The following is a 24,956-nucleotide window of genomic DNA, read 5'->3' as shown; positions in this document are numbered from 1 at the left end:
TGCGCCTGGCAATCCCGCGCGATCCTGGCCTGGTGAGGAGGCCGGCCAGCGGCCGGCGCTTACCCTATAGCGCTCGACCCTTGGTTCGGTGATCGCACGAAGCAGCGTGGGCGTGGAGCGCGGAACGGAACCGGCGGTTGGCCCTGGCCGGAAACCGTGGGGCGTCAGCGCGAAGACGATGACGCAGCAGCGAAGGCGACGCCGCATCCGCGGCTATCATGGCGGCAGTTCCCAAGGATGCCGCCATGTTTCCCCGACTGCCCACCGTCACCAAGGCGCTGCTGATCGCCAACGTCGTCCTGTTCGTCCTGCAGCAGCCTTTCCTGCTGGGGATGCAGACGTTCGAGCCGTTCGTGTTGTGGCCGATCAGCTCCGGCGGTTTCGATCCATTCTCGCCGGGGCAGAACTTCCAACCCTGGCAGCTGCTCACCTATGGCTTCCTGCACGGGAGCTTCGGCCACCTGTTCTTCAACATGCTGGCGTTGTTCATGTTTGGTGCGCCGCTGGAACTGACCTGGGGCGAGAAGCGTTTCGCGACCTATTACCTGGTATGCGTGGCCGGCGCCGGCCTGTGCCAGCTGCTGGTGGCGGCGCTGGTGGGCGAGGGAGGAGCTGTGCTGGGCGCATCGGGCGGCGTGTTCGGCCTGCTGCTGGCCTACGGCATGCTGTTCCCGAACCAGCGGGTGATGCTGCTGTTCCCGCCGATCCCGATGAAGGCGCGTACCTTCGTCATCGTGTTCGGCGCCATCGAACTGATGCTGGGCTTCACCGGCTGGCAGCCGGGCGTGGCGCACTTCGCGCACCTGGGCGGCATGCTGTTCGGCTGGCTGCTGATCCGCTACTGGCGCGGGCAGCCGCCGTTCAACAGGCGTGGCGGTGGTGGGCGGCCGAACCATCTGCGCCGGGTGAAGTGAAGCGCGTCCCGTAGCGCCGGGCAGGGCCCGGCGGGCTTTATCGGTGATGCTCCAGCGGGGCGTTGCCCCGCTCTACGAGGTATAGCGCTCTGTAGCGCCGGGCAGCGCCCGGCGGGCTTTATCGGTGATGCCCCAGCGGGGCGTTGCCTGGCCCCGTGGGGGGGGGCTCCCTTACGGCGCGAAGAGACGAAAAAGCCGCGGGAAACCGCGGCTTTTTCGTTTTCAGAAGGGCTGGCGGATCAGCGCCAGACCTTGATCTGCTCGGCTTCGGTGCGCTGCATCGGCTGGCCCGGCTTGCACTGGAATGCCGCGCCGAAGGCCGGCAGGTTGGCCAGCGGGCCGTTGGTGCGCCAGCGGCCCGGTGCGCGCGGCTCGGAGGTCAGGCGCTGCACCGCTTCGTTGGGCGAGAGCTGCTGCGGCCACAGCGAGGCCCAGGCGCGGAAGAAGGCCTGGCGGTCGGCCGGCTTGGCGTCGGGCTGCGCGGCGGTGAAGGCGTCCCAGGCGATTTCCACACCGGAGATGTCGGCCATGTTCTCGTCGCGGGTCAGTTCGCCGTTGACCTTGGCATCCTTCACGCCCGGGAACGCATAGCCGCCGTACTGCGCGGCGACGCGGTTGCCGATCAGCGTCCAGGCGCTCTTGTCGGCCGGCGTCCACCAGCTGCGCAGCTCGCCCCTGGCGTCGACCAGCGCGCCCTTGGCGTCGATGGCGCGGCTGATCTCGTGGGCGACCAGCGCGCCATAGGCACCGAACTTGCCGGGCACGCCGGCGGCATCGGTGAAGATCGGGCCCTGCAACGCGGCGGCGGTGACGATCAGGCGGTTCTGCGCCAGGTCGTAGGACAGCGCCGGCTGCTGCGGCAGCACATCCCAGCGACGGTCGGCGTTGCCCTTGCCGATGCGCTTCATCTCCTGGGCATGACGCCAGGTCGAGGCGATCAGCATGTTGCCGCCGAAGCTGCCGCGGCCCATCGGTTGCACGGTGTAGTCCAGGTCGCGCAGCGGCTTGCCGATCTCGATCTTCAGCGCGGCCAGCTTGGCCTCGGCTTCACTCTTGGCCTCGGCGCTCATCCAGGTGCTGCGCTTGACCGCGGCGATCTGCGCTTCGCGGATCTGGTCGACCATCAGGCCGGCCTGGCGCAGCGCATCGCGGCTGACATAGGCGGCGGCGTATTCGTGGCCCAGCATCGGGCCGGCGGCGACGTTGATCGCCTCCAGCACCTGCTCCGGGCGGGTCGGCGCGATGGTCTGGCCGCGCAGTACGCGGCCGCGGAACTCGAACTCGGCGTCGCGGTAGGCCTTGGACAGGTAGGGCGCCATCGCATCGCCCACGCGCCAGCGCAGGTAGGCCTTCCACTGGTCGGCCGGCAGGCGGGTGATCAGGCCGTTGAGCTGCTGGAACAGCGCCGGATCGGACAGCGACACCAGGTCGTCGTTGACGCCCTGCGCCTTGAGGAAGGCGTCCAGCTGCAGGTTCTTGTAGCGGCCGGTCAGGTCCTTGGTGGATACCGGCGCGTAGTTGTTGAACGGGTTGTTGATGCCGGCCAGCGGCTGCGCGTTGCGCGCCAGCTCGGTTTCCAGCTGGATCACCAGCGCCGATTCGGCGTCGAGCTTGTTGGCCGGGGTGCCGGTCAACGCCAGGATCTGCTTGACGTAGGCGCGGTAGCGGCCCATCAGCGCGACCGTGTCGGCATCGGTGCGGGTATAGAACGCCGGGTCGGGCAGGCCCATGCCGCCCTGCATGAAGTAGCCGATGTGGCGGTCCAGCGCCTTCAGGTCCACGTCCGGGGCGAAATTGAACGCCACCGGGATGCCGACCTGGTGCAGCGCGGCGATCGAGGCGGGGATGTCCTTGGCCTTCTTGATCGCGTTGATGCGGCCCAGCAGCGGCGCGATCGGCCTGGAGCCGTCCGCCTCCACCGCCGCCTCGTCCAGGCCGCTGGCCCAGAAGTCGCCCAGCAGCTTCTGCACATTGCCCTGCGGTGCGCTCATCGCGCGCTCGAGCAGCTGGCGCTGCTGGTTGCGGGCGTTGTCGGCCAGCTGTCCCAGCGCCGTCACCGCGCCGACCTGCGGCACCGGATTCGCCTTGAGCCAGTCCGCGTTGGCCTGGTCGTGGAAATCGGTGCAGGCGGGACTGACCAGCGGCGCGGGAGCCGCCTTCTTGCGGGCGGCATCGGCGCCTGGCGCGGACAGCACGGCTGCAAGGCCGAAGGCCAGTGCCAGGGGAAGCGGGCGAACGTTGGGCATGTGCAGCGAATCCATCAAGGACTGGAAGTGGGCGGAGTTTACCAGCGGGGAATGCAGGGAGAAGACCACGGCGCGGGGGAATGGCTGGCCGGGTGGGAAATACCCCGGCGGGGCGCCACCCGCTTCGCAGGGGGCAGCGTTCCGCAGCGCCTGGCAATGCAGCACGTGACTGGCACGGCACGGCATGTTCGCGCTGTTGCTGCGCAGGGCAAGCCCTGCATCCCGGCACCCACGCATGGCATTCCGGCGACGCGCAGAAAACGAAGGCCCGGGATTCCCCGGGCCTTCGTCGACAACGTGCAGCCTCAGCGGCGGCTTACCAGATCACCACCTGCTTGTCGCCGGTGCGGACCATCGGCGAGCCGGCCTTGCACTGGAACGCGGCGGCGAAGGTCGGCAGGTTCGACGGCGCGCCCATGGCACGGAACTGGGCCGGGGCGTGCGGGTCGGTGGCCAGGCGGACCTTGGCGTTCTCCGGGGTGTACTTGCTGCGCCACACCGTGGCCCAGTTGAAGAAGAAGCGCTGGTCGCGGGTGAAGCCGTCGATCTTCGGGTCTTCCTTGCCGGCGCTGGCCTTCTGCAGGGCGTCGTAGGCCGTGGCCAGGCCGCCCAGGTCGGCGATGTTCTCGCCCAGGGTCAGCTTGCCGTCGACATGCTGGTCGCCCACCTTGTACTCGTTGAACTGGTTGATCAGCTTGCCGGTGCGGCCGGCGAAGCCCTTGGCGTCGGCCGGGGTCCACCAGTCTTCCATGTTGCCGGTCGGCCCGAAGCGCGCGCCCTGGTCGTCGTAGCCGTGGGTCATTTCATGGCCGATCACCGCGCCGATGCCGCCGTAGTTCAGCGCGTCGTCGGCGTTCGGGTCGAAGAACGGCGGCTGCAGGATGGCGGCCGGGAACACGATCTCGTTCTGCATCGGGTTGTAGTAGGCGTTGACCGTCTGCGGGGTCATGCCCCACTCGGTCTTGTCCACCGGCTGGCCGATCTTGGACAGTTCCCACTTGTAGTTGAACGCGGTGGCGGCGCGGATGTTGCCCAGGTAGTCGTCATGCGTGGTCTGCAGGCCGCTCCAGTCGCGCCACTTGTCCGGGTAGCCGATCTTCGGGGTGAAGGTCTCCCACTTGGCGATGGCCTTGGCCTTGGTCTCATCGCTCATCCAGCTCAGGTTCTGGATGCGCTCCTTCAGCGCAGCGGCCAGGTTCTTCACCAGCTCTTCCATCTTGGCCTTGGCTTCCGGCGAGAAGGCGACCTTGACGTACAGCTGGCCGAACGCGTCGCCGGCCTCGCCTTCGATGGTGCCCAGCACGCGCTTCCAGCGGGCCTTGATCTCCTTCTGGCCGTTGAGCGCCTTGCCGTAGAAGTCGTAGTTCTCCTGCACGAAGGCATCGCTCAGGTACGGCGAGGCGCCGTCGATGGTGTGGAAGCGCAGGTAGGCGCGCCACATGGCCGGGTCGGTGTCGCCCAGCATCTTGCTCACTTCCTGGTGGAAGCCGGGGATCGCCAGCGAGAACTTCTCCGGCGCGGCGATGCCCTGGGCCTCGAAGAACCTGCTCCAGCTGAAGTTCGGGGTCAGCTTGTCGGCGTCGGCCACGGTGACCGGGTTGTAGTACAGCGAGACGTCGCGCGACAGCTCGACGCTGGACTTGGACGCCTTGGCCAGGCGGGTCTCGAACTTGACCACGTCCTCGGCCTGACGGGCGGCGTCGGCGGCGGCCACGCCGGACAGTTCCAGCACCTTGGCCACGTGCGCCTGGTAGGCCTTGAGCTTGTCGGCCTTCTTGGCGTCGGTGTAGTAGGTGGTGTCCGGCAGGCCCAGACCACCCTGGCTGGCGTAGGCCATGTTCATCGACGAATTCTTGAAGTCCGCTTCCGGGCCGAAGCCGAACAGCACGTTTTCGCCCTTGGCCGCGCTGGTGCGCAGGTAGTTGGCGATGGCGTCCTTGTCGGCCAGTGCGTCGATGGCTTCGAGATCGGCCTTCAGCGGCGCGATGCCCAGCGCGTTGATCTTGGCTTCGTCCATGCCCGAAGCCCAGAAGTCGCCGACGATCTTCTCCACGCCGGTGGCGTTCTTGATCGCCGCGACCTGCTCGACCAGCTGGTGCTGCACGGCGACCGAGCGCTCGTCCAGGATGGTGAAGGCGCCCCAGCTGGTGCGGTCGCCGGGGATCTCGTTGGCATTGAGCCACTTGTCGTTGACGTAGCCGCCGAAGTCGGTGCAGACGTCCTTGCTCGGGTCCAGGTCGGCCGCGGTGAAAGCGTTGTAGGCCGGCAGCTTGGACTCGTCCAGCTTCAGTTCGGCGGCGGCCTCGGGAGCCGGCGCGGTGGCAGCGGCTGCCGGGGTTTCTTCTTTCTTGCAGCCGACCAGCGCGGCCGAGACGGCCAGGGTCAGCAGGAGAATCTGGGGTTTGCGAACGATCACGGGAGGCCTCCAGGCCGGATTCGGTGCATGGGGTGAGACCCCGATCACAGGGGCGTGCGCAGAAGATACGCCTGTAACCGTCATGGAAAGGGTGTCGAAGGTCATGCCGGCTGCCAGAGGCGGGGAGTGCTATACAAGGTCCATGGCAGAGAACTCTTCGCGGCAGTGGGATGCGGTGCTGGTCGGCGGCGGACACAACGGGCTGGTCTGCGCGGCCTACCTGGCCAAGGCCGGCAAGCGGGTGCTGGTGCTGGAGCGTCGCGACGTGGTCGGCGGCGCCGCGGTCACCGAGGAATTCCACCCCGGTTTCCGCAATTCGGTGGCGTCCTACACGGTGTCCCTGCTGCAGCCCAGGGTGATCGAGGACCTTCAGCTCGAACGTCATGGCCTGCGCGTGGTGCCGCGGCGGATCAACAACTTCCTGCCGCTGCCCGATGGCCGCTACCTGCTGGCGGGTGGAGGGCGCACCGGCGAGGAGGTGGCGAAGTTTTCGGCCCGTGACGCCGCGCGCCTGCCCGCGTACGAACAGCGCCTGGAGGTATTCGCCGACGTACTGCGCGCGGTGGCGCTGCAGCCCCCGCCGAACGTGAGCGAAGGCGGCTGGCTGCGCGCGTTGCCGGAACTGTGGAAGGCCGGCCAGCTGGGGCGGCGCCTGCAGGGGCTGGACGCCGGCCTGAAGCAGGAACTGCTGGACCTGTTCACGATCTCGGCGGCCGAGTACCTGGATCGCTGGTTCGAAAGCGCACCGATCAAGGCCCTGTTCGGCTTCGACGGCATCGTCGGCAACTACGCCAGCCCATACGCGCCGGGCACGGCCTACGTGCTGCTGCATCATGTGTTCGGGCAGAGCAATGGCGTAAAGGGCGCCTGGGGGCACGCCATCGGCGGGATGGGCGCGATCACCCAGGCGATGGCGCGATCGGCGACCGAGGCCGGCGCGGTGATCCGCACCGGCGCCGGGGTGGAGCGGGTGCTGGTGGAGGCCGGGCGGGCGACCGGCGTGGTGACCGATGCCGGGGAGGTCATCCACGCCCGGGCGGTGGTCGCGAACGTCAACCCCAAGCTGCTGTACGAGCGGCTGCTGGATCCGGCGGACGTGCCTGCCGCGACCCGCGGACGTATGGCGAACTGGCGCTGCGGCTCGGGCACCTTCCGCATGAACGTGGCGCTGTCGCGCCTGCCCGATTTCAGCGTATTGCCGGGGCAGGGCGACCATCTCACCGCCGGCATCATCATCGCCCCCAGCCTGGACTACATGGATCGCGCTTACCTCGATGCGCGCCGTTATGGCTGGTCGCGCGAACCGGTGGTGGAGATGCTGATTCCCAGCACGCTGGACGACTCGCTGGCGCCGCCCGGCCAGCACGTCGCCAGCCTGTTCTGCCAGCACGTCGCCCCGCAGTTGCCGGACGGGCGCAGCTGGGACGACCACCGCGAGGAGGTGGCCGACCTGATGATCGCCACGGTCGAGCAGCACGCCCCCGGCTTCGCCGCCTCGGTGCTGGGCCGGCAGATCCTCAGCCCACTGGATCTGGAGCGCACTTTCGGCCTGGTCGGCGGCGACATCTTCCACGGTGCGCTGAGCCTCAACCAGCTGTTCAGCGCCCGCCCGATGCTGGGCCAGGCCGACTACCGCGGCGCGCTTCCCGGGCTGTATCTATGCGGTTCGGGCACGCATCCCGGCGGGGGCGTGACCGGGGCACCGGGGCACAATGCGGCGCGGGAGATACTGAAAGACAACGGCCGCTGACGCGGCCGTTGGGGGATCAGGGCTTGTCGCCCACCCGGGGCATCGCGTCCTCTGTTTTCGGTTCCTCCGCATCGATGATCGGGGAAACCTCGGGAATGCGGCTTTCCGGCTTGGGCTGCTCGACCTGGGTCAGTTCGCCCACGTCGACCTTGGCGATACGCGGTTCCATCCAGATGTCGTCATGCCACTGCAGGTACTTGTCCGGATTCCAGTAGCGCTCGTCGTAGAACTTGGAGCCATCGATCGCTATGCCTTCGCCGTCTGGGCCGGGAACATAGATCTTGAGGTTACCGACGGTACCCAGCCGGCTGCCGGTCATGCGCATACGCTCGCGCCGCAGCACGGTGGCTAGGCGAGGCTTGGCGGCCTCGTCGCCATAGGTTGCGTAGACGGTCCGCCCTTCTTCAACGGCGCGCGCGCGTTGCTGCTCGTCTAGCTTGGACCAGTACCGCTCGCGCAACCCGGCGAATCCCTTGTAGCCCCGCTCGGCGGCCAGGTCCATCCAGGCATAGGCCAGGGCCGGATCGGCCTCGGTTCCCTGACCGTTCCACAGCATCTCCGCGACCATGCCCTGCGCCGGCTTGTCTGCATAGTAGGCGGCGCGCTTGAAGAACTCGAAGGCTTCCTTGGCCTTGCCGTCGCGCATGCGCTCCAGGCCCAGCAAGCGGTAGCGCAGGTCAGGGTGGCTGGAGAGAAAGCCCGCGGTGGTCATCAGCGGATCGCGGGTAGGGTCCGGCGGCGCTTTGCCTGGTTGGGCGGCACTGGCGGTCGGTGCGGCCGCGATACAGGCCAGCAGGAGAGCCGCCGCCAGCGATGACTTCACTGTCATGTGTACTTGTTCCTGTGTGGGCGGCCGTGGGAGTGGTCGCAGTCCTGCTAGGTTTGCAGATCACCCTGGGCAGGACACCTGCCATCAGTTGGGGCCGATGGCAGGTGCGGCGACCTCAGCGCTTCCCGCCGATGTGCCGGTTGAAGAAGCCGAGCATCTCGCTATAGAGGTTGAGGCGTGCCTCGTCGCCATAGAACCCGTGCATTTCGCCCGGCTGGATGATCATGCCTTCGGGCGGGTTGCCGGCCGCGGCCAGGGCTTTGCCCATCAACTCGGTCTGTTCCGGCACCGCACGCGCATCGCGGGCGCCGGCTGCCAAGTAGACCGGGATCTTGACTTCGGCGGCACGCTGCGCCGGCGAGGCGCGGGTCCAGTCGGCCTTGTCGCTGCCGTGGGTCCGGCGCAGGTAGCGCAGGCCCGACTCGCGTGCGGGGATGTCACCCTTGGTGAACAGCATCGGCACGTCGTAGACACCGACGTAGCCGAAAGCGCACTTGAACAATCCCGGCTCCCGGATCGGCGCCATCAGCGAGGAATAGCCGCCGAAACTGCCACCGTAGATGCAGATCCGCTCCTTGTCGACGTAGCCACGATCGATGGCCCAATGGGTGGCGTCGAGGATGTCGTTCTGGATGCCTTCGTCCCACTGGCGATGGCCCGCGTCCTGGAACTCCTTGCCGTAACCGCTCGAGCCGCGGAAGTTGACCTGCAGCGTGGCGTAACCGCGGCTGGCGAACAGCTGGGCTTCGGGGTTGAACGACCAGTCGTCGCGCGGGCCGATCGGGCCCCCGTGCGGATTGACGATCAGCGGCATGCGCTTGCCTTCCGATTCCTGCGGGAGGGTCAGGTAGGCATGGATCAGGCGTCCATCGCGCGCGGTGAAGGAGAACGGCATGGTGCGCGCCATCTTCTTCGGGTCGATCTGCGGCCTGCGTGCCAGCAGCGGACGGGCCGTGCCGGCGTCGCGGTCGAACAGGTACAGCTGGCCGGGGTTGTGGTCGCTGGTCACCGAAACGAGGATTTTCCTGCCGTCGTTGGTATAGCTGGCGAAATCCACCTTCTGTCCCTCGAACGCCGAGGCCAGGGACATGTACAACGCGGCGTCGGGGTGTTCCTCGTCCAGCAGCGTGACCTTCGGGGCGCCGGCCTCGGTCACCACGCCGAGCAGGGTGGTCTGGTCGGTGGACCAGATCCGTTGCGATACCTCCGCTACCGGGTCGCTGAACAGCTGCGTGTACTCGCCGCTGCTGGTATCCAGGGTTCCGATCGAAGCAGGCGATTTGTTGTCGCTCTGCATCGCGTAGACCGTTCCGTTCTCGGTGGTGCGCAGGACGCTGAGGTGCTTGCCCGCGGTCTTGGAAGCATTGACCAGTGTCCACGACTGGTCGTCGCGGCGATACAGTTCGGTTCGTTCCTCGTACTCGCCGAACTCGTCGCGTGTCGAGGAACAGACGGCAAATCGCGGCTGCTTGGTGGCATCCAGCGTGACGCTGCAGTTTTCCTTGGGGGCCCGGCCCAGCGATGTCCGGCGGCCGTTGAGGACGTCCATCTTCACTAGTTCGGTACCGACGCCTTCGTTGGAGCGCGCGCTGGTCGCCTCCATGATGACGTACTGGTCGTCGTTGCGGAGCGTATCGACCAACGAATAGCGCTCGTTGCCAACGGCCTTGCTTGCCTGGGTGGCGTCGCGGGTTCCATAGAACACCAGCGGCCGCGGTTGGCTACCATCGGCGTTGACCGCAAACCACTCGCCAGTGCTGAACGGCTGGGCATAGCCGCCCATCTTCTTGATGGCGGTGAACATCAAACGCTCGCCGCTGACCCAGTGGAAGTCGCCGATGCTCTTTTTGTCGGGCAACTGGTTGATCTTGATGGGGCCCATGTCGGCGGTGCGGAGTACCACCAGCACGTCCTGCTCGCCCTTGTCCACGGTCATGGCCAGATACTTGCCATCAGGTGAGATCTTGGCGGTTCCGTAGGCGGGGCGGCCGACGAAGTCGGCGATCGGCTGTTGGGCGGTTGCCAGGGCCGGCGCGATGCAGGCCGCCAGGCACAGCAGTGCCTTGCTGCGAATTCTCATGTGTGCTCCTTGCAATCTTCTGTCTCGAAACAGAGGCGGGGCTGGCGCGGCGTGCCGCCAATGCGGGCGTTGCTGAAGCCCCCGCGTGCGCATGAGAGAAAGCCCGGCGGGGGCCGGGCTTTCTCCTTGTTGCCAGGTACTCTCGTACGATCAGAACTTGTAGTTCAGCTCGGCCGAGATCTGGCGGCCCACTGCCGAGTAGGCGCGCCAGAAGTACGGGTACGAGTTGAAGGTGTCGTCGTTGCCGCCGGCCTTGTCGAACAGGTTGACGACCTGGATGCCCACCGAAGCCTTGTTGGTGATCTTCTTGTTCACCGTCAGGTTCCAGGTGAAGTACGGCGAAACGCGGCCGGTTTCGGCCCAGTTCGGCAGCGAGCCGGCACGGGTGCCGTACACCGAGGCGCTCCAGTCGTCCTTGCTCCACGCGCTGTTCAGGGTGACCTTGCTGCGGTAGTTGAAGTACTGCAGGTCGTCACGGGCGTTGTGGAGTTCGCTGTCGGGCAGGTCACGCTCTTCCAGCTTCAGGACATGGGTGTACTTCATGCCGAAGGAGAAGCGGCCCCAACGATCGGTGTCGAACTTGTAGTCCAGCGAGGCGTCGATGCCCGAGGTGCGCATCATGGCCTGGTTGAACGGAACCGACAGCTTCTCGGTCACCTTGTTGGTGCCCAGGTCGGTATTGTCGCGGGTGATCAGGTTGGTGAAGTACTTGCACGCCTGGGAGTTGCCGTCGACCGGATTACCGTTGATGTCCTTGCCCAGGAGGCAGTCCGCTTCGTTGCGGAACAGGTAATCGGAGTCGATGTCGGAAACCGCGCCTTCCAGCTTGATGTTGTAGTAGTCGACGGTCATCGCCAGGTCATCGATGATGTCCCACACGAAGCCGACGGTGAACGACTTGCCGGTCTCTTCCTCAAGCGCGCGGCTGCCCTGGCGGGTGCTGAACACCTGGTAGTAGTAGTCGGTGTTGCCGGTGCAGGCGGTGGACTTGGGGTCCAGGTTCGCCTGGCGGCAGCGCAGCTGGTCGACGATGTAGGAATACGAGCCCGACGGACCGGCGAACACGTAGTGCATGTCCGGCGCTCGGAAGCTGGTGGAGTAGTTGCCGCGCAGCAGCAGGCTGTTGAACGGACGCCATTCCAGGCCGGCCGACCAAGTGCCAGCGCCGTCGACGTTGGTGACGTCGTCGTACTTGTCGAAGCGGCCGGCCACGCTTGCCTTCAGCGAATCGAAGATCGGGATGCTGAGTTCCAGGCCCATCGCGTAACGGTCGCGCTCGCCGCCGCCGCCGGTGGCGGTCAGGTTGTAGATCTTGTCGGCACCGGTGTAAGTGACGGTGGAGCGGATGTCCGGATCCAGGGTGTACTCCTGGGTCGCGGCTTCCACCACCAGCGCCGCACCCAGCGGGCCGGCCGGCAGGTCGAACAGGTCGCCGCTGATGGTGAAGCTACCCGTGGTGTTCTTCGACGAACCGCTGTTGCGCACGTCGGTGATCAGCGAGTTGTAGACGTCCGGGGTCAGCGGGCTGAACAGGCGATCCACGTTCATCTTGTGGATCGGGTAGCTGCCCTGCATGCCGAGCTTGGGGCCCAGGAAGTAGTCGCTGATCTTGTTGGTCAGGAAGCGCGGGCGGGTGGTGTCGTAGTCGAACCTGGAGTGCGAGATGCTGGCATCCCAGTCGAAACGGTCGGCGATGATGCCGCGCACGCCGCCGACCACGTTGATCGAGGTTTCGTCATAGACGGTGGCCTGCGGGCCGCCGACTTCCTCCGGGGTGAAGATGCGCTGGGCCTGGACGTATCCCAGAGTCGGGTCGTAGACGTAACCCGGGGTCTGCCAGAACTGCGTGGAGCTGTAGCCCTTGTTGGTGCTGTCGGTGACCAGCGCCTGGGCGTATGCCTGCAGGCCATTGCTGAAGTCATAGGTGCCGGCGACGTAGCCCGAGAGCTTGTCGAACGAGTTCTGCACCGACTGGGTCGCCGGGTAGCCGAAGTAACCGCAGCGGTTCGGGGTGCTGTTGGAGACGCTGGCCGAGCTGTTGTACGGGGTGAATTCGGACGAGGTGGCCGCGCAGGCTTCGCGCAGGTTCTTCACCGAATTGTTGATGCTGCCGTCGCTGCCCTTCCACACGTACTGCGCGCCGGTATTGCGGTACAGGTACACGCCGCTGGTGGCGGTGGCGAAGTCCGGGCGGCCCTTGAAATCCGGGTTGTCGTAGTACGAATCCATGAAGTCGCGCTGCGACGCCTGGATCTCTTCACGGTTCAGGTACTCGGCCGCGTAGGTCACGCTCCAGTTGTCGCCGCTCTTGCCGCCGGTGAACTGGAACAGGCCGGTGTCGCCACCGCCACGGGTGGAGGTGCCGGCGCGGATCTTGACCGCGTTGCCGTCGTAGTTGCTCTTGGTGATGATGTTCACCACGCCGGCCACGGCGTCGGAGCCGTAGATGGCCGAGGCGCCGCCGGTCAGCACTTCGATGCGCTCGACGGCCGCACCCGGGATGCTGCTCAGGCTGACCGCGTTCGAACGGCTGTTGTAAGGCTGCGGATAGTCCGCCATGCGCTTGCCGTTGATCAGGATCAGGGTATAGCCCGGACCCATGCCGCGCATGTTCAGGAACTGGGCGTTCGGGGTGAAGCCGCTCTGGGTCAGCTCGTTCTGCACGTCGCCGGTGATCTGGCTCAGGGTGGTGAGCGCCTCATAGACGGTGTTGAAGCCTTCCTTCTCGATGTCCGCAGCCGTCAGGACCACGACAGGAGTCGGGCCTTCGACGTCGGCACGCTTGATGCGGGAGCCAGTGACCGTGACCTTGTCGAGGTTCGTGGCGCGCTCGGCGGAAGCCTTGCCGGCCTGAGCGGTTGCGTCCTGCGCGAATGCGGCGGGTGCGCTCATTACGCCCAGCAGGGCGCTGGCCAGAACGGTACGCTTGAATGTGGTTTTGCGAATCACTTTAGTGAATCCCCTGAAGTTGGCTAGGATGACAGCACCGGGCCGGAAGCGTTCCGGAATCACGGGAATAGCTGAACGGCAGCCGGCTGTATGTTGAACGTAACATGACTTTAACGATATGTGCACGTTGTCGCGGCAAGTTATGCACATTTTTTTTATGTGAACAGGTATAAGCGCGGCGAATTCTGTTCTGGCGTCGAGCTCAAGCGCCTGTAATGACAGGTGCCGGCATTGCCACAGGGTCTTCCGGCACCGGCGTGATGATTTTTGGGCATATCAGGTTGCGGTTTTTCGCCGATGCGGTGCGCATTGGCGGCGTGCGCGGGCAACTCCGTCTGGCACGACGGGCATGGCTGCTACCATTTCCAGCCCCCCAGTACGGTCCTTGATCATGTCCCAGCCAATGTCACGGGTTGCCGCCCATGCCGTCCAGAAGGGGCTTTCTCCCCACCCCCGCATCCGCAACGTCATCGCTGTGGGCTCCGGCAAGGGCGGGGTGGGCAAGTCCACGACGGCGGTGAATCTGGCCGTGGCGCTGCAGCGGCTGGGCGCACGGGTGGGAGTGCTGGATGCCGACATCTACGGGCCGAGCATGCCGGCGATGCTGGGGCTGAGCGGGCGCCCGGAGAGTCCGGACAACAAGTCGATCGAGCCGATGCGCGCGTTCGGGGTTGAGACCATGTCGATCGGGTTCCTGGTCGAGCAGGATTCGCCGATGATCTGGCGCGGGCCGATGGCGACGTCGGCGCTGACCCAGCTGTTCAACGACACCCGCTGGGGCGATCTGGACTATCTGCTGATCGACCTGCCGCCGGGCACCGGCGACATCCAGCTGACCCTGGCGCAGAAGATTCCGGTGGCCGGGGCGGTGATCGTGACCACGCCGCAGGACATCGCCACGCTGGACGCGCGCAAGGCGCTGAAAATGTTCGAGAAGGTCGAGGTACCGGTACTGGGCATCATCGAGAACATGGCGGTGCATACCTGCTCCAGCTGCGGCCACGTCGAGCACCTGTTCGGCGAGGGCGGCGGCCAGCGCATGGCCGCGCAGTACGGCGTACCGCTGCTGGGTTCGCTGCCGTTGGAGATCGGCATCCGCGAGCAGGGCGACGCCGGCTCGCCGATCGTGGCCGCGGCGCCGGAGTCGGCGGCGGCCAAGGCCTATGTGGCCGCGGCGCAGCGCATGGTCGAGGAGCTGGGCAAGCGCCCGCGTGCGGGGATTCCCATCGTTTCCTCGCTGGTCTGATATGCCGGCTGGCGCCGGCCAGCTGGCTGGAAACCCCGGATTCCGGGCATCGGCGCAGGTGCCGACCAGCGGCCGGCACTGTCATGTTGCATCCCCCTTGGCCATGGGGCGCCCAGGATGCGGGTGTGTCTGGCAGGAGTCGGAGCCCGCGGTCTGCGGTCCAGGCCGCGGGGCGACAGTGCGCAGCCCTGGCGCGTACCGGCCAGCGCCCGGCGCTACCGGCTAGAATCACGCTTTCCACCCGATCCGCCAGGACACCGAATGAGCATCAAGAGCGACCGCTGGATCCGCCGCATGTCCGAGCAGCACGGCATGATCGAGCCGTACGAGGCCGGGCAAATCAAGCAGGTCGACGGCCAGCGCATCGTCAGCTACGGCACGTCCAGCTACGGCTACGACGTGCGCTGCTCGCGCGAGTTCAAGGTGTTCACCAACATCAACTCGACCATCGTCGATCCCAAGCACTTCGACCCGAAGAGCTTCGTCGACATCGAGGCCGGCGAGTGCATCATCCCGCCGAATTCTTTCGCGCTGGCGCGCACGGTGGAGTACTTCCGCATCCCGCGCGACACGCTGGTGGTGTGCCTGGGCAAGAGCACCTATGCGCGCTGCGGCATCATCGTCAACGTGACGCCGCTGGAGCCGGAGTGGGAAGGCCACGTGACCCTGGAGTTCTCCAACACCACGCCGCTGCCGGCGCGCATCTACGCCAACGAGGGCGTGGCGCAGATGCTGTTCTTCCAGGCTGACAAGGACGATGTCTGCGAGACCTCGTACCGGGACCGCGGCGGCAAGTACCAGGGCCAGACCGGCGTGACCCTGCCGCGCACCTGAGCCGCCGCTGCGGTCGCAGCAATGAAAAGGGCGCGGAATCCGCGCCCTTTTCGTTTCCAGCGGCGGCCAGGCTTACTTGCCGCGCCCGAACAGCATGCCGATGCCCACGGCCACCAGGATGGCCGGCCACCACGTGGCCAGCATCGAGCCGATGTTGCCGTTGATCCAGCCCAGGTTCTTGGCCAGGAAGAACAGGCCGACGACGATCAGGATCAGGGCGGCGATCAGATTGGAGCGCATCGACTTGCAGGTCCTTGGTTGAGGTGGCGGCTATCGTAGCCGCTGGCGCCAGATTTCGACACGCTCGGCCAGCACGCCCGGGTCGAAGCGCTGCGCCGGACCGCTGCCCCAGACCGGTCCGGGCCAGGCGGCGTCGCCTTCGTGGCGGCCGATCAGGTGGATGTGCAGCTGCGGCACGATGTTGCCCAGCGCGCCGATGTTGAGCTTGGTGACGTTGGGTTTCTGCTTCAGGTGGCGGGAGATCTGGTTGATCTCGGCCAGCAGCAGGCGCTGCTGGTTGCCGTCCAGGTCGATCCATTCGCTGGCGCCGGTCACGCGCGGGACCAGCACGACCCAGGGGAAACGGTCGTCGTTCATCAGGCGGATCTGGGACAGCGGGCCGTCAGCGATCAGGACGCTGTCGGCGGCAAGGCGGGTGTCAAGCTCGAAATCGGACGTCACAACTTCGGTCATCGCAGGTTCTCGCTGAAGAAGGCCAAGGTGCGTTCGCGCGCCAGCGCGGCGCTCGGAGCGTGGTAGTGCATGCCGGCCTCGCGGTTGAAGGCGTGGCCGGCCGGATACACGTATACCTGCATCGACGGTTGCTTTTCACGATGCGCTGCAACGGCGGCCGGTGGGATCGAGGGATCCTGCGCGCCGAAATGGAAGATGGCCGGGGCCTTGAACGGGGCATCCAGGAACGGCACGTTGCGCGCGCCGTAGTAACTGGCCGAGGGCAGGCCCAGCCGCTGCGCGGCGAGCAGGGCGATGGTGCCGCCCCAGCAATAGCCCACGGTGCCGACCTTGCCATGGCCGGCCAGGGCGTGGGCGGCGGCCTCCACGATGTCCACCGCGCGGTCCACGCCGAGTTCGGCCACCAGCGCTTTGCCGCGGTCGGTGCCGGCGGTGTCGTAGTCCAGTTCCAGCCCCGGTTCGAGCGGGTCGAAGAACGCGGGCGCAAGCACGGCGTAACCGTCGGCGGCGTACTGTCCGGCGACGTGGCGGATATGGGCGTTGGCGCCGAAGATTTCCTGTATCACCACCAGGCCGGCGCGCGCCGGACCCGCGGGCAGGGCCTGCCAGGCGCGTACCGGGCCGTGGGCGGTGTCGAGGGTGATCCACTGGGACATGGCGGGGCTCCAAGGGGGTAGGGCGGGATTATCGCGCCGGGCAGGCCTGGCGCGCCTTTTGCTGGAAGGGCTTGAGTCGCGATGGGGCATTCCCCGTGAAGGGCGCTTCGGGAAAGCTCCATCGCGACTGAAAACGCTCCTGCAGGGGGAGGGTGGAGGCGGGGCAGGGAGTTCATGGCCGGCCCGGTATAATCGCCACGCTTCCGGCCCCAGGTCATTCCGATCCCCGGCCCCCAGAACCGCAGACCCCATGTCCCAGCTGAACCCCAAAGTCGGCTTCGTCAGCCTTGGCTGCCCGAAGGCCCTCGTCGATTCCGAGCGCATCCTCACCCAGTTGCGGGTGGAGGGCTACGACATCGTGCCGTCCTACGACTCGGCCGACGTGGTGGTGGTCAACACCTGCGGCTTCATCGACTCGGCGGTGGCCGAATCGCTGGACGCCATCGGCGAGGCGATGAACGAGAACGGCAAGGTCATCGTCACCGGCTGCCTGGGCAAGAAGTCGGAGATGATCCGCGAGCAGTACCCGGACGTGCTGTCGGTATCCGGGCCGCAGGACTACACCAGCGTGATGGATGCGGTGCACGCGGCGCTGCCGCCGAAACACGACCCGTTCGTGGATCTGGTGCCGGACTACGGCATCAAGCTGACGCCGCGCCACTATGCCTACCTGAAGATTTCCGAGGGCTGCAACCACCGTTGCAGCTTCTGCATCATCCCCTCGATGCGCGGCGACCTGGTGTCGCGCCCGGTCGAGGACGTGCTGCGCGAGGCCGAGCGCCTGGTGAAGGGCGGCGTGCGCGAACTGCTGGTGGTGTCGCAGGACACCTCGGCCTATGGCGTGGACCGCCGGTATGCGCCAGGCACCTGGCGCGGCAGGGAATACGCCACGCGCATGAAGGCGCTGTGCGAGGGCCTGTCCGAGCTGGATGCATGGACGCGCCTGCATTACGTCTATCCGTATCCGCATGTGGACGATGTCGTGCCGCTGATGGCCGAAGGGAAAATCCTGCCGTACCTGGACATCCCGTTCCAGCATGCCAGCCCGCGCATCCTCAAGCTGATGAAGCGCCCGGGCGCGGTCGACAAGACCCTGGAGCGGGTGCTGCGCTGGCGCGACATCAGCCCGGACATCACCGTGCGCTCGACCTTCATCGTCGGTTTCCCGGGCGAGACCGAGGTCGAGTTCGAACAGTTGCTCGACTTCCTCGATGCCGCCCAGCTGGATCGCGTGGGCGCGTTCGCCTATTCGCCGGTGCAGGGCGCCACTGCCAACGACCTGCCCGATCCGGTGCCGGAAGAGGTGAAGCAGGAGCGCCTGGCGCGCTTCATGGAGAAGCAGGCCGCCATTTCCGCCGCCAGGCTCGAAGCGAAGATCGGCAGCGTGCAGCAATGCCTGGTGGATGCCCTCGAGGACGGCATCGCGGTGGCGCGTTCCAAGGCCGACGCCCCCGAGATCGACGGCCTGGTGCATATCCAGAATGCCGATGAGGCCCGGCTGCGGGTAGGCGACTTCGTCGATGTGGAAATCACCGACAGCGATGAGCACGACCTGTTCGGCGACGCGCTGGTCAAGCCGGTCGCCCAGCCGTTCGACCTCAAGGTGCTGTGACCGGCCAGCCGGATGGCATGGACGGCAGTCCGGCGCTGGACGATGCCGGCGCTGATGCCGCTGCCGATCGGCGCCGCTTCGTCGCACCGCCGCGCGGGCAGGTCGATCCGGCGTGTTTCCGTCACCCCCTTTTCGAGCGGTACGCCGAGTATCGGGAACTGCTGACGGCTGCGGCGTGGCCCGGCATCGACGCGCTCAACGCGGCGCTGCCGCTGCCCGGGCGGTGTTTCGCCGCGCAGGACCCGGCGCTGCTCGGCGATGGCCTGCACTACGAGACGCGTATCGCCACGCATGGCCGCATCGCCACCCGCACGGAGAACTGGCACGACCTGTTCAATGCGCTGGTCTGGGCGCGTCATCCGGCGGTCAAATCGGCGCTCAACGCACGCCAGTGCCTGCACATCGCCGCGATGGGGCCGCAGCGGCGCAACCGCGCGCAGCAGGCGCTGACCCAGTTCGACGAATGCGGGGTGGTCGTGCGCGTCGCCGATCCGGCGCTGCTGCCGCTGTGGGACGGCCATCGCTGGCATGAACTGTTCGTCGCCCAGGCCGCACGCTGGCACGATGGCGGCATCGCCATTGCCGCGGTGATCGGGCATGCGCTGATGGAACAGGCGCTGGTGCCCGGGCGCCTGCTGGTCGGGCGGTGCGTGGTGGTGCGGGGCGGGGACGACGCGGCCTGCGTGGCCCGCGTCGCCGAAGCGATCGCGGACGGAGGAATTCTCGAAGATCCACTGGAGCTGAGGCCGCTGCCGCTGGCCGGTATACCGGGTTGGCACCCACGGCAGGATGCCGTTTTCCATGCGCAGGCCGGCTACTTCCGGCCGCTGCGCGCAGGCCGGCTGTATCCGCCGCCGCTGCGCGCTGCCCCATAGGGCGGGCCCGTTCCTCTACGGCTTTCCGGCGATCAGAAACGGCCGTCCTGCGGTTCGCCGGCGAAGGCCAGGGTGAGCCCGCCCGGGCCGATGTTCATCATCCCGGTGATGCTCATCGGCAGCACGTGCAGGTGCACGCCCTCTTTCTCGCAGATATCGCGCAGTCGCGCGAGCGCCTCCAGCTGCAGCACCTCCTGCACCGGGCCCGCATGGGAAACGACCAGGTGCGGCGCATACAGCCCGCGCCGAACCTGCGCCCCGGCATGGGCGAACAGGCGGCTCCAGGCCTCGTCGCGGCCGCGGAAGCGGGCGACCGGATGGGTGTCGCCGTTGCGGCCGAGGATGATCGGCTTGATGTCCAGCGCGCTACCCAGCAGCACGTTGAGCAGCTTGATGCTGCGGTCGCCGCGCACGCGCGAACGGGTGCGCGCATAGCCCAGGTTGTCCGGAACGTAATAGGTGTGGGTGGTGTCGATGATGCGCTGCAGGGGATCGCGGATGTCCTTGGGCGGCACCTGCGCGCGCAGCATGTCCATCAAGGCCATGGCCGGAACGCCGGAGCCGGCGAACATGTTGCGGGTATCGATGACCCGGAACTGGAACGGCCGGGTGATGCCCGATGCCTGGCGCAGCGTGCGGATGGCATTCATCGCCAAAGTGCTGCCGTGGCGGGCGGCGTCGTGGATCGGGCTGCGGCTGGCGGTGATCGTCAGGCAGAACACCGAGTCGTACTCCAGCGCGAAGCGTTCGAGGAAGAACGCGCTCATCTGCGCCGCGTCCAGCGGGATCGACTGGCCGGTCACGCCCTCGCCGTTGGCGTTCTCGCGCATGTAGCGGCTGGTGGCGTCGGCGTCGTGCTGGTCGACATAGGTGACCGGGCCTATGCGGATCGGGATGGGGATCACCGCCACGTCGGGATGGGTGATGAAATCGGCCGATACGTCGCAGGACGCATCGATGACGATGCCGGTACGCGCCGGCCGGCGCTGGCTGGTGACGTCCTGTTCGAGGGTGGGGGCCGTGGCTTCGGGCGCGTGCATGTTTCTTCCGTGGCGACATGGGCAACCGGAGAGCAATACACAGGCCAATGAAGGCGCGTCAAATACGTCCGGGTATGTTCCGGACGACGTTGCCTAGTGGCTTGATTCCACAATGCGGGCCAGTTGTCCGCATGCGCTGGCGTATGTGCCGCGTGCGCGGGATTCCGCCGCGGTCGCCGCGCTGGGCGGGCGCCCCGGGGAGCTTATGCCGGCCCCTGCGGACCCACCACGTAGTCGATGCCGACGATGGCGAAGGCCTGCCGCCCACCCGGCAGTTCCACCTCGAATTCGTCGTCGATGCGCTTTTTCAGCAGGGCGCGGGCCAGCGGCGAATCGATGCTGATCCAGCCGGCCGTCGCGTCGGTCTCGTCCGGGCCGACGATGCGGTAGACGTGGGTCTGGCCGGACTGCACGTTCTCCAGCTCCACCGTCGCACCGAAGAACACCGCTTCCGGGTCGCTGGGGCGCGTGTCCACCACCCGCAGCGCTTCCAGGCGCTTGCTCAGGTAGCGCACGCGCCGGTCGATCTCGCCCAGCTGCTTCTTGCGGTAGGTGTACTCGGCGTTTTCCGAACGGTCGCCCTCGGCCGCGGCCGCGGCCAGCGCCTTGACCACCTCTGGCCGGCGCTGCCGCCACAGTTCGTCCAGTTCGGCCTTCAGCCGCGCATGGCCCTGCGCGGTGATCAGGGCGGTGCTTTTTTCCGCGGGGGGACGCCAGCGCGACATGCGTTCAGCGCTTGCCGCCGAAGATGCCGCCGAGGATACCGCGCACGATCTGGTTGCCGATCTGGCCGCCGTACTTCTTGCCGGTCTTGCCCATCACCGATTCGCCGATCGAGCTGCCGACGCTGCGTCCGATCGAGCCGCCGACATTGCGCGTGGTCTGCTTGGCCACCGATTCGACCATGCCCTGTTTGCGCCCGCTGCCGAACAGGAGCTCGCTGATCTTCTGGCCGATTCCGCCCTGTCCAGCGCCCTGCGCGGCCGGTGCCTGCGCCTGCTCGGCGGCCTGCTGGGCGCGGGCGGCGAGGATCTCGGCGGCCGATTCGCGGTTGATGGCGGTGTCGTAGCGGCTGCCGACCGGGCTGCCGGCGCGTACCTGCATGCGTTCGGACTCGCTGATCGAGCCCATGCGGCAACGCGGCGGCGCCACCAGCGTCTTCTGCACGGGCGCGGGGATGCCCTTGTCCTGCAGCGTCGAAACCAGCGCCTCGCCGGTGCCCAGCTGCGACAGCGTGGCCACCACGTCCAGCTTCGGGTTCTGCACGAAAGTCTCCGCGGCCGTCTTCACTGCCTTCTGGTCGCGCGGGGTGAAGGCGCGCAGCGCATGCTGCACGCGGTTGCCGAGCTGGCCGAGGATGTTGGCCGGCACGTCGTCGGGGAACTGCGAACAGAAGTACACGCCCACGCCCTTGGAGCGGATCAGCCGCACCACCTGTTCGATGCGCTGCACCAGCGCGGCCGGGGCGTCGTTGAACAGCAGGTGCGCCTCGTCGAAGATGAACACCAGCCTGGGTTTCTCCAGGTCGCCCACTTCCGGCAGCTTCTCGAACAGCTCGGACAGCAGCCACAGCAGGAAGGTCGAGTACAGGCGCGGCTTGAGGATCAGCTGCGCGGCGGCGAGGATGCCGATCACGCCGCGGCCGTCGTGGTTGACGCGCATGATGTCGGCCAGTTCCAGCGCCGGTTCGCCGAAGAAGTTCTCGCCGCCGTCCTGCGACAGGCGCAGCAGCGACCGCTGGATGGCGGCGATGCTAGGCGCGCTGACGAGTCCGTATCCGGTGGATACGTCCTTGCGCTCTTCGGCGATCAGGTTGAGCAGGGCGCGCAGGTCGTCCAGGTCGAGCAGCAGCAGGCCGCGGTCGTCGGCCAGCTTGAACACGATGTCGAGCACGCCGGCCTGGGTGTCGTTGAGCTCGAGGATGCGCGCCAGCAGGGTCGGCCCCATCTCGCTGACCGTGGTGCGCACCGGGTGGCCGAGCTGGCCGTACAGGTCCCAGAAAATCGTGGGGCTGGCCTGCGCGGTGTAGCCATCGACCCCGATCTCGGCGGCGCGTGCGGCCAGTTTCTCGCTGATGTCGCCAGGTACCGCCAGGCCGGCGACATCGCCCTTCACGTCGGCCATGAATACCGGCACGCCCAGCCGCGAGAAGCCCTCGGCCAGGGTCATCAGCGTCACCGTCTTGCCGGTGCCGGTGGCGCCGGCCACCAGGCCATGGCGGTTGCCGAACTGCGGGAGCAGGGTGACGGCGATGTCGTCGGTGGTGCCTTTGCCGATCAGGATGGGGTCCATGGGGGAGCTCTTGGAGGGAGGCGTGAGGGGATTCTAACGGCCGACTGTATCGCCTCGGCGCGCCGGTTGCCGCCGGACAAGGCCGGCGGCTACCCTGCCAGCCTTTCCGTCCGTAATGCCGCTGATGCCCGCTTCCGTTCCGACTGTCCGCCGCTGCTCCCTGCTGGTCGCCGCTTCGCTGCTGGTTGCCGTTCCCACCGCCCACGCGCAGCGCGTGTCCGCCCGCGACAAGGTCAAGGTCGACGCGATCGAGCAGCGCATGGCGACAGCGGAGAAGCGCTATACCGACGCGCTGCTGCTGGTCGCCAACGCCGATCCCAAGGGCACCGCCGAGGGCAATGCGGCGCTGGAGGACATGGAGGACGTGATCGACGCCTGCATCGGCCAGAAGGGCTGCCAGGTCGGCACCCTGCTGTCCACCTACAAGCGGCTGTTGAAGAAGCAGGCCGACGACAGCGCCGGCGACGCCGCCGACGAGGCCGGCGATACGCTGGAAGCCGATCCCGACCATGTCGGTCCGCTGGTCGCCGACGTGCCGGAAGCCGCGCGCGCGGCGGCGCTGCTCAACGACCACCGCCACGCCTTCGACGAGATGGTCGAATACAACCCGGCGATCCAGGCCGGCATCCGCCGCTGGCTGACCGACATGCGCCCGGCGCTGCTGACCAGCTATGAGAACTACATGAACCTGCGCGCGGTGATGTGGCCGGAGTGGGAGAAGCGCGGCTTGCCCGAGGGGCTGCTGTTCGGCATCATGGCCAAGGAGTCCAATGGCCGCGTGCATGCCTCCTCGCGCGCCGGTGCGGCCGGGTTGATGCAGTTCATGCCGGCCACCGGCCGCCGCTTCGGCCTCGGCCCGGACGGCACCGGCTTCGACACCCGCTTCGATGCGCGCAGCGCCGCCGAGGCCAGTGCCGCCTACATGAACGAGCGGATGGGCCAGCTCAACCGTAATATCGAGCTGGCGCTGGCCGCCTACAACGGCGGCGAGGGCAGGGCGCAGCGGGTGTTCAACCAGGGCGGCGGACAGAGCTTCTGGACCGATTCGATCTACAACCAGTTCCCCGGCGAGACCAAGGACTACGTGCCGATGGTGATCGCCGCGGCCTGGATCTTCCTGCACCCGCAGCAGTACGGCGTGGAGTTCCCGAAGGTCAACGCGCAGCCGGCGACGATCCGCCTGGCCAGGTCCACCACGATCTACGAACTGACCATCTGCCTGGGCAGCGCCGGCACCCGCGACGGCTACATGCGCGTGCTGCGCAACCTCAATCCGCGTTACGAGGCCGATGGCTGGATTCCGGCCGGCACCACCATCAACGCTACCACCCGCATCGCCGGGCTGTACAACCGCCAATGCGTGAGCGGGCCGCGCGCGGACCTGGCCAGGGCGCTGATCACCGCCGATCTGAATGCCGCGATCAAGCGGCCGCAGGCCGCGGCCTACACCGGCAACGTGGCGGTGGGCGATGTGCAGTCGATGCAGTCGGCCCCGCCTGCCGCCGCGGCGCCGACCGCGCCGGCGCGCCCGGCGCCCCGTCCGGCCGCACGCAGCTACAAGGTCGCCAAGGGCGACACGCTCGGCCGCATCGCCACGCGCTTCCAGTGCGACGTGCCGACCCTGGCACGTGCCAACGGACTGCGCGCGCCGGCCTACGCGATCAAGCCGGGGCAGGCGTTGAAGCTGGAAGGCTGTTCGCGCTGAGGCCGCGGCGCGAGGCGTCGGCGGCCGCGTCGCACAGGGCCGGGAGGCATGCGCTGTCCATGCCACTGGTAGGGCGCGCTGGGCGAACCAGGCTCCGGCGTTGGTTCCGGACAACGGACGCGGTGCTGGTCGCGCCGCTCCGGCACGCATCCGATCCGGCGCGGCAGCGGCTGGTCGATGCGGAGCGCGAACGGCAACATTGCCTGGCGATGGCCTCGGCCAATCCGTCGGTACGCTGCGGGCCGGCGCAACGAACCCGGCGCCCGGCGCGTTTTTGCGCTAAAACGGAGGGCCGTTTTTTGCATGGGCGCCAGCATGTCCCCCCCTGTCGACGATCTTGAACTGGAGCGATTGGCCACCCGTCTGGGCGAACGCCTGCGCGTCGCGCGTGACCGTGTCGTCACGGCCGAAAGCTGTACCGGCGGCTGGATCGCCAAGGCGATGACCGGCGTTGCCGGCTCTTCGGACTGGTTCGACTGCGGCATGGTGGCCTACAGCTACGAGGCCAAGCAGGCGCTGCTGGGCGTGCGCCCGCAGACGCTGGAAAGCCAGGGCGCGGTGAGCCGCGAAACGGTGATCGAAATGGTGTCCGGCGCGCTGGTGCATTCCGGTGCCAGCGTCGCCGTCGCCGTCACCGGCATCGCCGGGCCGGGCGGCGGCAGCGCCGACAAGCCGGTCGGTACCGTGTGGATCGGCTGGAAGCGGCGCGGCGGTTACACGCATGCCGAACTGTTCCATTTCGACGGCGACCGCGATGCGGTGCGACGGCAGACCGTGGCGCGCGCGCTGGAGGGGCTGGAGGCCCTGCTGTGATGTCGC

The 24,956-nt window shown here is 67.4% G+C and carries 19 protein-coding genes; 8 read left to right on the top strand and 11 right to left on the bottom strand.

Translation table 11 applies throughout. The features are described from left to right. Positions 1–245: 245 nt before the first annotated feature. Entirely contained in the window at positions 246–914 is a 669-nt protein-coding gene (locus QMX80_RS05265; protein WP_055764704.1) for a rhomboid family intramembrane serine protease, read from the top strand. Between the two features lie 239 nt (positions 915–1,153). On the opposite strand, the gene QMX80_RS05260 is transcribed toward QMX80_RS05265, so the two are convergent. Continuing rightward, positions 1,154–3,160: a M13 family metallopeptidase gene (locus tag QMX80_RS05260; protein ID WP_282275680.1), complete on the bottom strand. Its 2,007-nt coding sequence runs from the start codon at positions 3,158–3,160 to the stop codon at positions 1,154–1,156. Positions 3,161–3,476: 316 nt separating this feature from the next. Further along, positions 3,477–5,573, bottom strand: a complete 2,097-nt coding sequence (locus QMX80_RS05255) for a M13-type metalloendopeptidase (protein WP_282275694.1) — start codon at positions 5,571–5,573, stop codon at positions 3,477–3,479. 145 nt (positions 5,574–5,718) lie between these two features. Between QMX80_RS05255 and QMX80_RS05250 the strand changes: the two genes are divergently transcribed. Further along, positions 5,719–7,326 carry an NAD(P)/FAD-dependent oxidoreductase gene (locus tag QMX80_RS05250; protein WP_282275679.1) on the top strand — a complete coding sequence of 536 codons (1,608 nt, stop codon included), beginning with the start codon at positions 5,719–5,721 and terminating at the stop codon, positions 7,324–7,326. Between the two features lie 16 nt (positions 7,327–7,342). Here QMX80_RS05250 and QMX80_RS05245 read toward each other — a convergent pair whose 3' ends face one another. The 3 genes from QMX80_RS05245 to QMX80_RS05235 all read right to left on the bottom strand — a co-directional run bounded on the left by QMX80_RS05245 (position 7,343) and on the right by QMX80_RS05235 (position 13,127). After that, positions 7,343–8,155, bottom strand: a complete 813-nt coding sequence (locus QMX80_RS05245; protein ID WP_156357980.1) for a sel1 repeat family protein — start codon at positions 8,153–8,155, stop codon at positions 7,343–7,345. Positions 8,156–8,270: 115 nt separating this feature from the next. After that, positions 8,271–10,235 carry a prolyl oligopeptidase family serine peptidase gene (locus QMX80_RS05240; RefSeq protein WP_282275678.1) on the bottom strand — a complete coding sequence of 655 codons (1,965 nt, stop codon included), beginning with the start codon at positions 10,233–10,235 and terminating at the stop codon, positions 8,271–8,273. A gap of 150 nt (positions 10,236–10,385) precedes the next feature. Beyond that, the gene (locus tag QMX80_RS05235; RefSeq protein WP_082443484.1) at positions 10,386–13,127 is read right to left on the bottom strand and encodes a TonB-dependent receptor; all 2,742 of its coding nucleotides are present in this window, start codon (positions 13,125–13,127) and stop codon (positions 10,386–10,388) included. A gap of 460 nt (positions 13,128–13,587) precedes the next feature. On the opposite strand from QMX80_RS05235, the gene apbC reads away from it, so the two are divergent. Together apbC and dcd are read left to right on the top strand one after the other, a co-directional pair. Beyond that, positions 13,588–14,430, top strand: a complete 843-nt coding sequence (gene apbC, locus QMX80_RS05230) for an iron-sulfur cluster carrier protein ApbC (protein WP_282275693.1) — start codon at positions 13,588–13,590, stop codon at positions 14,428–14,430. 261 nt (positions 14,431–14,691) lie between these two features. Continuing rightward, positions 14,692–15,264, top strand: a complete 573-nt coding sequence (dcd, locus tag QMX80_RS05225; RefSeq protein ID WP_282275677.1) for a dCTP deaminase — start codon at positions 14,692–14,694, stop codon at positions 15,262–15,264. Between the two features lie 72 nt (positions 15,265–15,336). Here dcd and QMX80_RS05220 read toward each other — a convergent pair whose 3' ends face one another. The 3 genes from QMX80_RS05220 to QMX80_RS05210 are packed head-to-tail and all read right to left on the bottom strand — an operon-like array spanning position 15,337 to position 16,613. Further along, positions 15,337–15,504 (bottom strand): DUF5668 domain-containing protein, encoded by a 168-nt coding sequence (locus tag QMX80_RS05220; RefSeq protein ID WP_162838910.1) that lies wholly within the window; start codon positions 15,502–15,504, stop codon positions 15,337–15,339. Between the two features lie 30 nt (positions 15,505–15,534). Then, positions 15,535–15,957 (bottom strand): HIT family protein, encoded by a 423-nt coding sequence (locus QMX80_RS05215; RefSeq protein WP_055764720.1) that lies wholly within the window; start codon positions 15,955–15,957, stop codon positions 15,535–15,537. Continuing rightward, positions 15,954–16,613, bottom strand: a complete 660-nt coding sequence (locus tag QMX80_RS05210) for a dienelactone hydrolase family protein (protein WP_282275672.1) — start codon at positions 16,611–16,613, stop codon at positions 15,954–15,956. Before QMX80_RS05210 ends, QMX80_RS05215 begins: the two co-directional genes overlap by 4 nt. A gap of 250 nt (positions 16,614–16,863) precedes the next feature. On the opposite strand from QMX80_RS05210, the gene rimO reads away from it, so the two are divergent. Together rimO and QMX80_RS05200 are read left to right on the top strand one after the other, a co-directional pair. Next, the gene (gene rimO / locus QMX80_RS05205; protein WP_282275670.1) at positions 16,864–18,225 is read left to right on the top strand and encodes a 30S ribosomal protein S12 methylthiotransferase RimO; all 1,362 of its coding nucleotides are present in this window, start codon (positions 16,864–16,866) and stop codon (positions 18,223–18,225) included. Between the two features lie 17 nt (positions 18,226–18,242). Next, positions 18,243–19,100: a DUF3025 domain-containing protein gene (locus tag QMX80_RS05200; protein ID WP_282275668.1), complete on the top strand. Its 858-nt coding sequence runs from the start codon at positions 18,243–18,245 to the stop codon at positions 19,098–19,100. Positions 19,101–19,132: 32 nt separating this feature from the next. On the opposite strand, the gene QMX80_RS05195 is transcribed toward QMX80_RS05200, so the two are convergent. The 3 genes from QMX80_RS05195 to QMX80_RS05185 form a co-directional block, all read right to left on the bottom strand. Further along, complete coding sequence (locus QMX80_RS05195; protein WP_282275667.1) at positions 19,133–20,140, bottom strand: DegV family protein; 1,008 nt, start codon at positions 20,138–20,140, stop codon at positions 19,133–19,135. Between the two features lie 203 nt (positions 20,141–20,343). Then, entirely contained in the window at positions 20,344–20,865 is a 522-nt protein-coding gene (greB, locus tag QMX80_RS05190) for a transcription elongation factor GreB (protein ID WP_273082001.1), read from the bottom strand. Between the two features lie 4 nt (positions 20,866–20,869). Further along, positions 20,870–22,432, bottom strand: a complete 1,563-nt coding sequence (locus tag QMX80_RS05185) for a helicase HerA-like domain-containing protein (protein ID WP_273081999.1) — start codon at positions 22,430–22,432, stop codon at positions 20,870–20,872. Positions 22,433–22,556: 124 nt separating this feature from the next. Here QMX80_RS05185 and QMX80_RS05180 point away from each other — a divergent pair, with 124 nt between their 5' ends. Next, a complete protein-coding gene (locus QMX80_RS05180) occupies positions 22,557–24,137 on the top strand; it encodes a transglycosylase SLT domain-containing protein (protein ID WP_282275665.1) in 1,581 nt (526 codons plus the stop codon). Positions 24,138–24,452: 315 nt separating this feature from the next. Beyond that, positions 24,453–24,950, top strand: a complete 498-nt coding sequence (locus QMX80_RS05175) for a CinA family protein (protein ID WP_055765403.1) — start codon at positions 24,453–24,455, stop codon at positions 24,948–24,950. The last annotated feature ends 6 nt before the right edge of the window (positions 24,951–24,956 follow it).

It is taken from the genome of Stenotrophomonas sp. PS02297, from assembly GCF_029959705.1.
GTDB classification, from domain to species: domain Bacteria; phylum Pseudomonadota; class Gammaproteobacteria; order Xanthomonadales; family Xanthomonadaceae; genus Stenotrophomonas; species Stenotrophomonas nitritireducens.
This window is presented reverse-complemented; position numbering and strand designations above follow the sequence as displayed.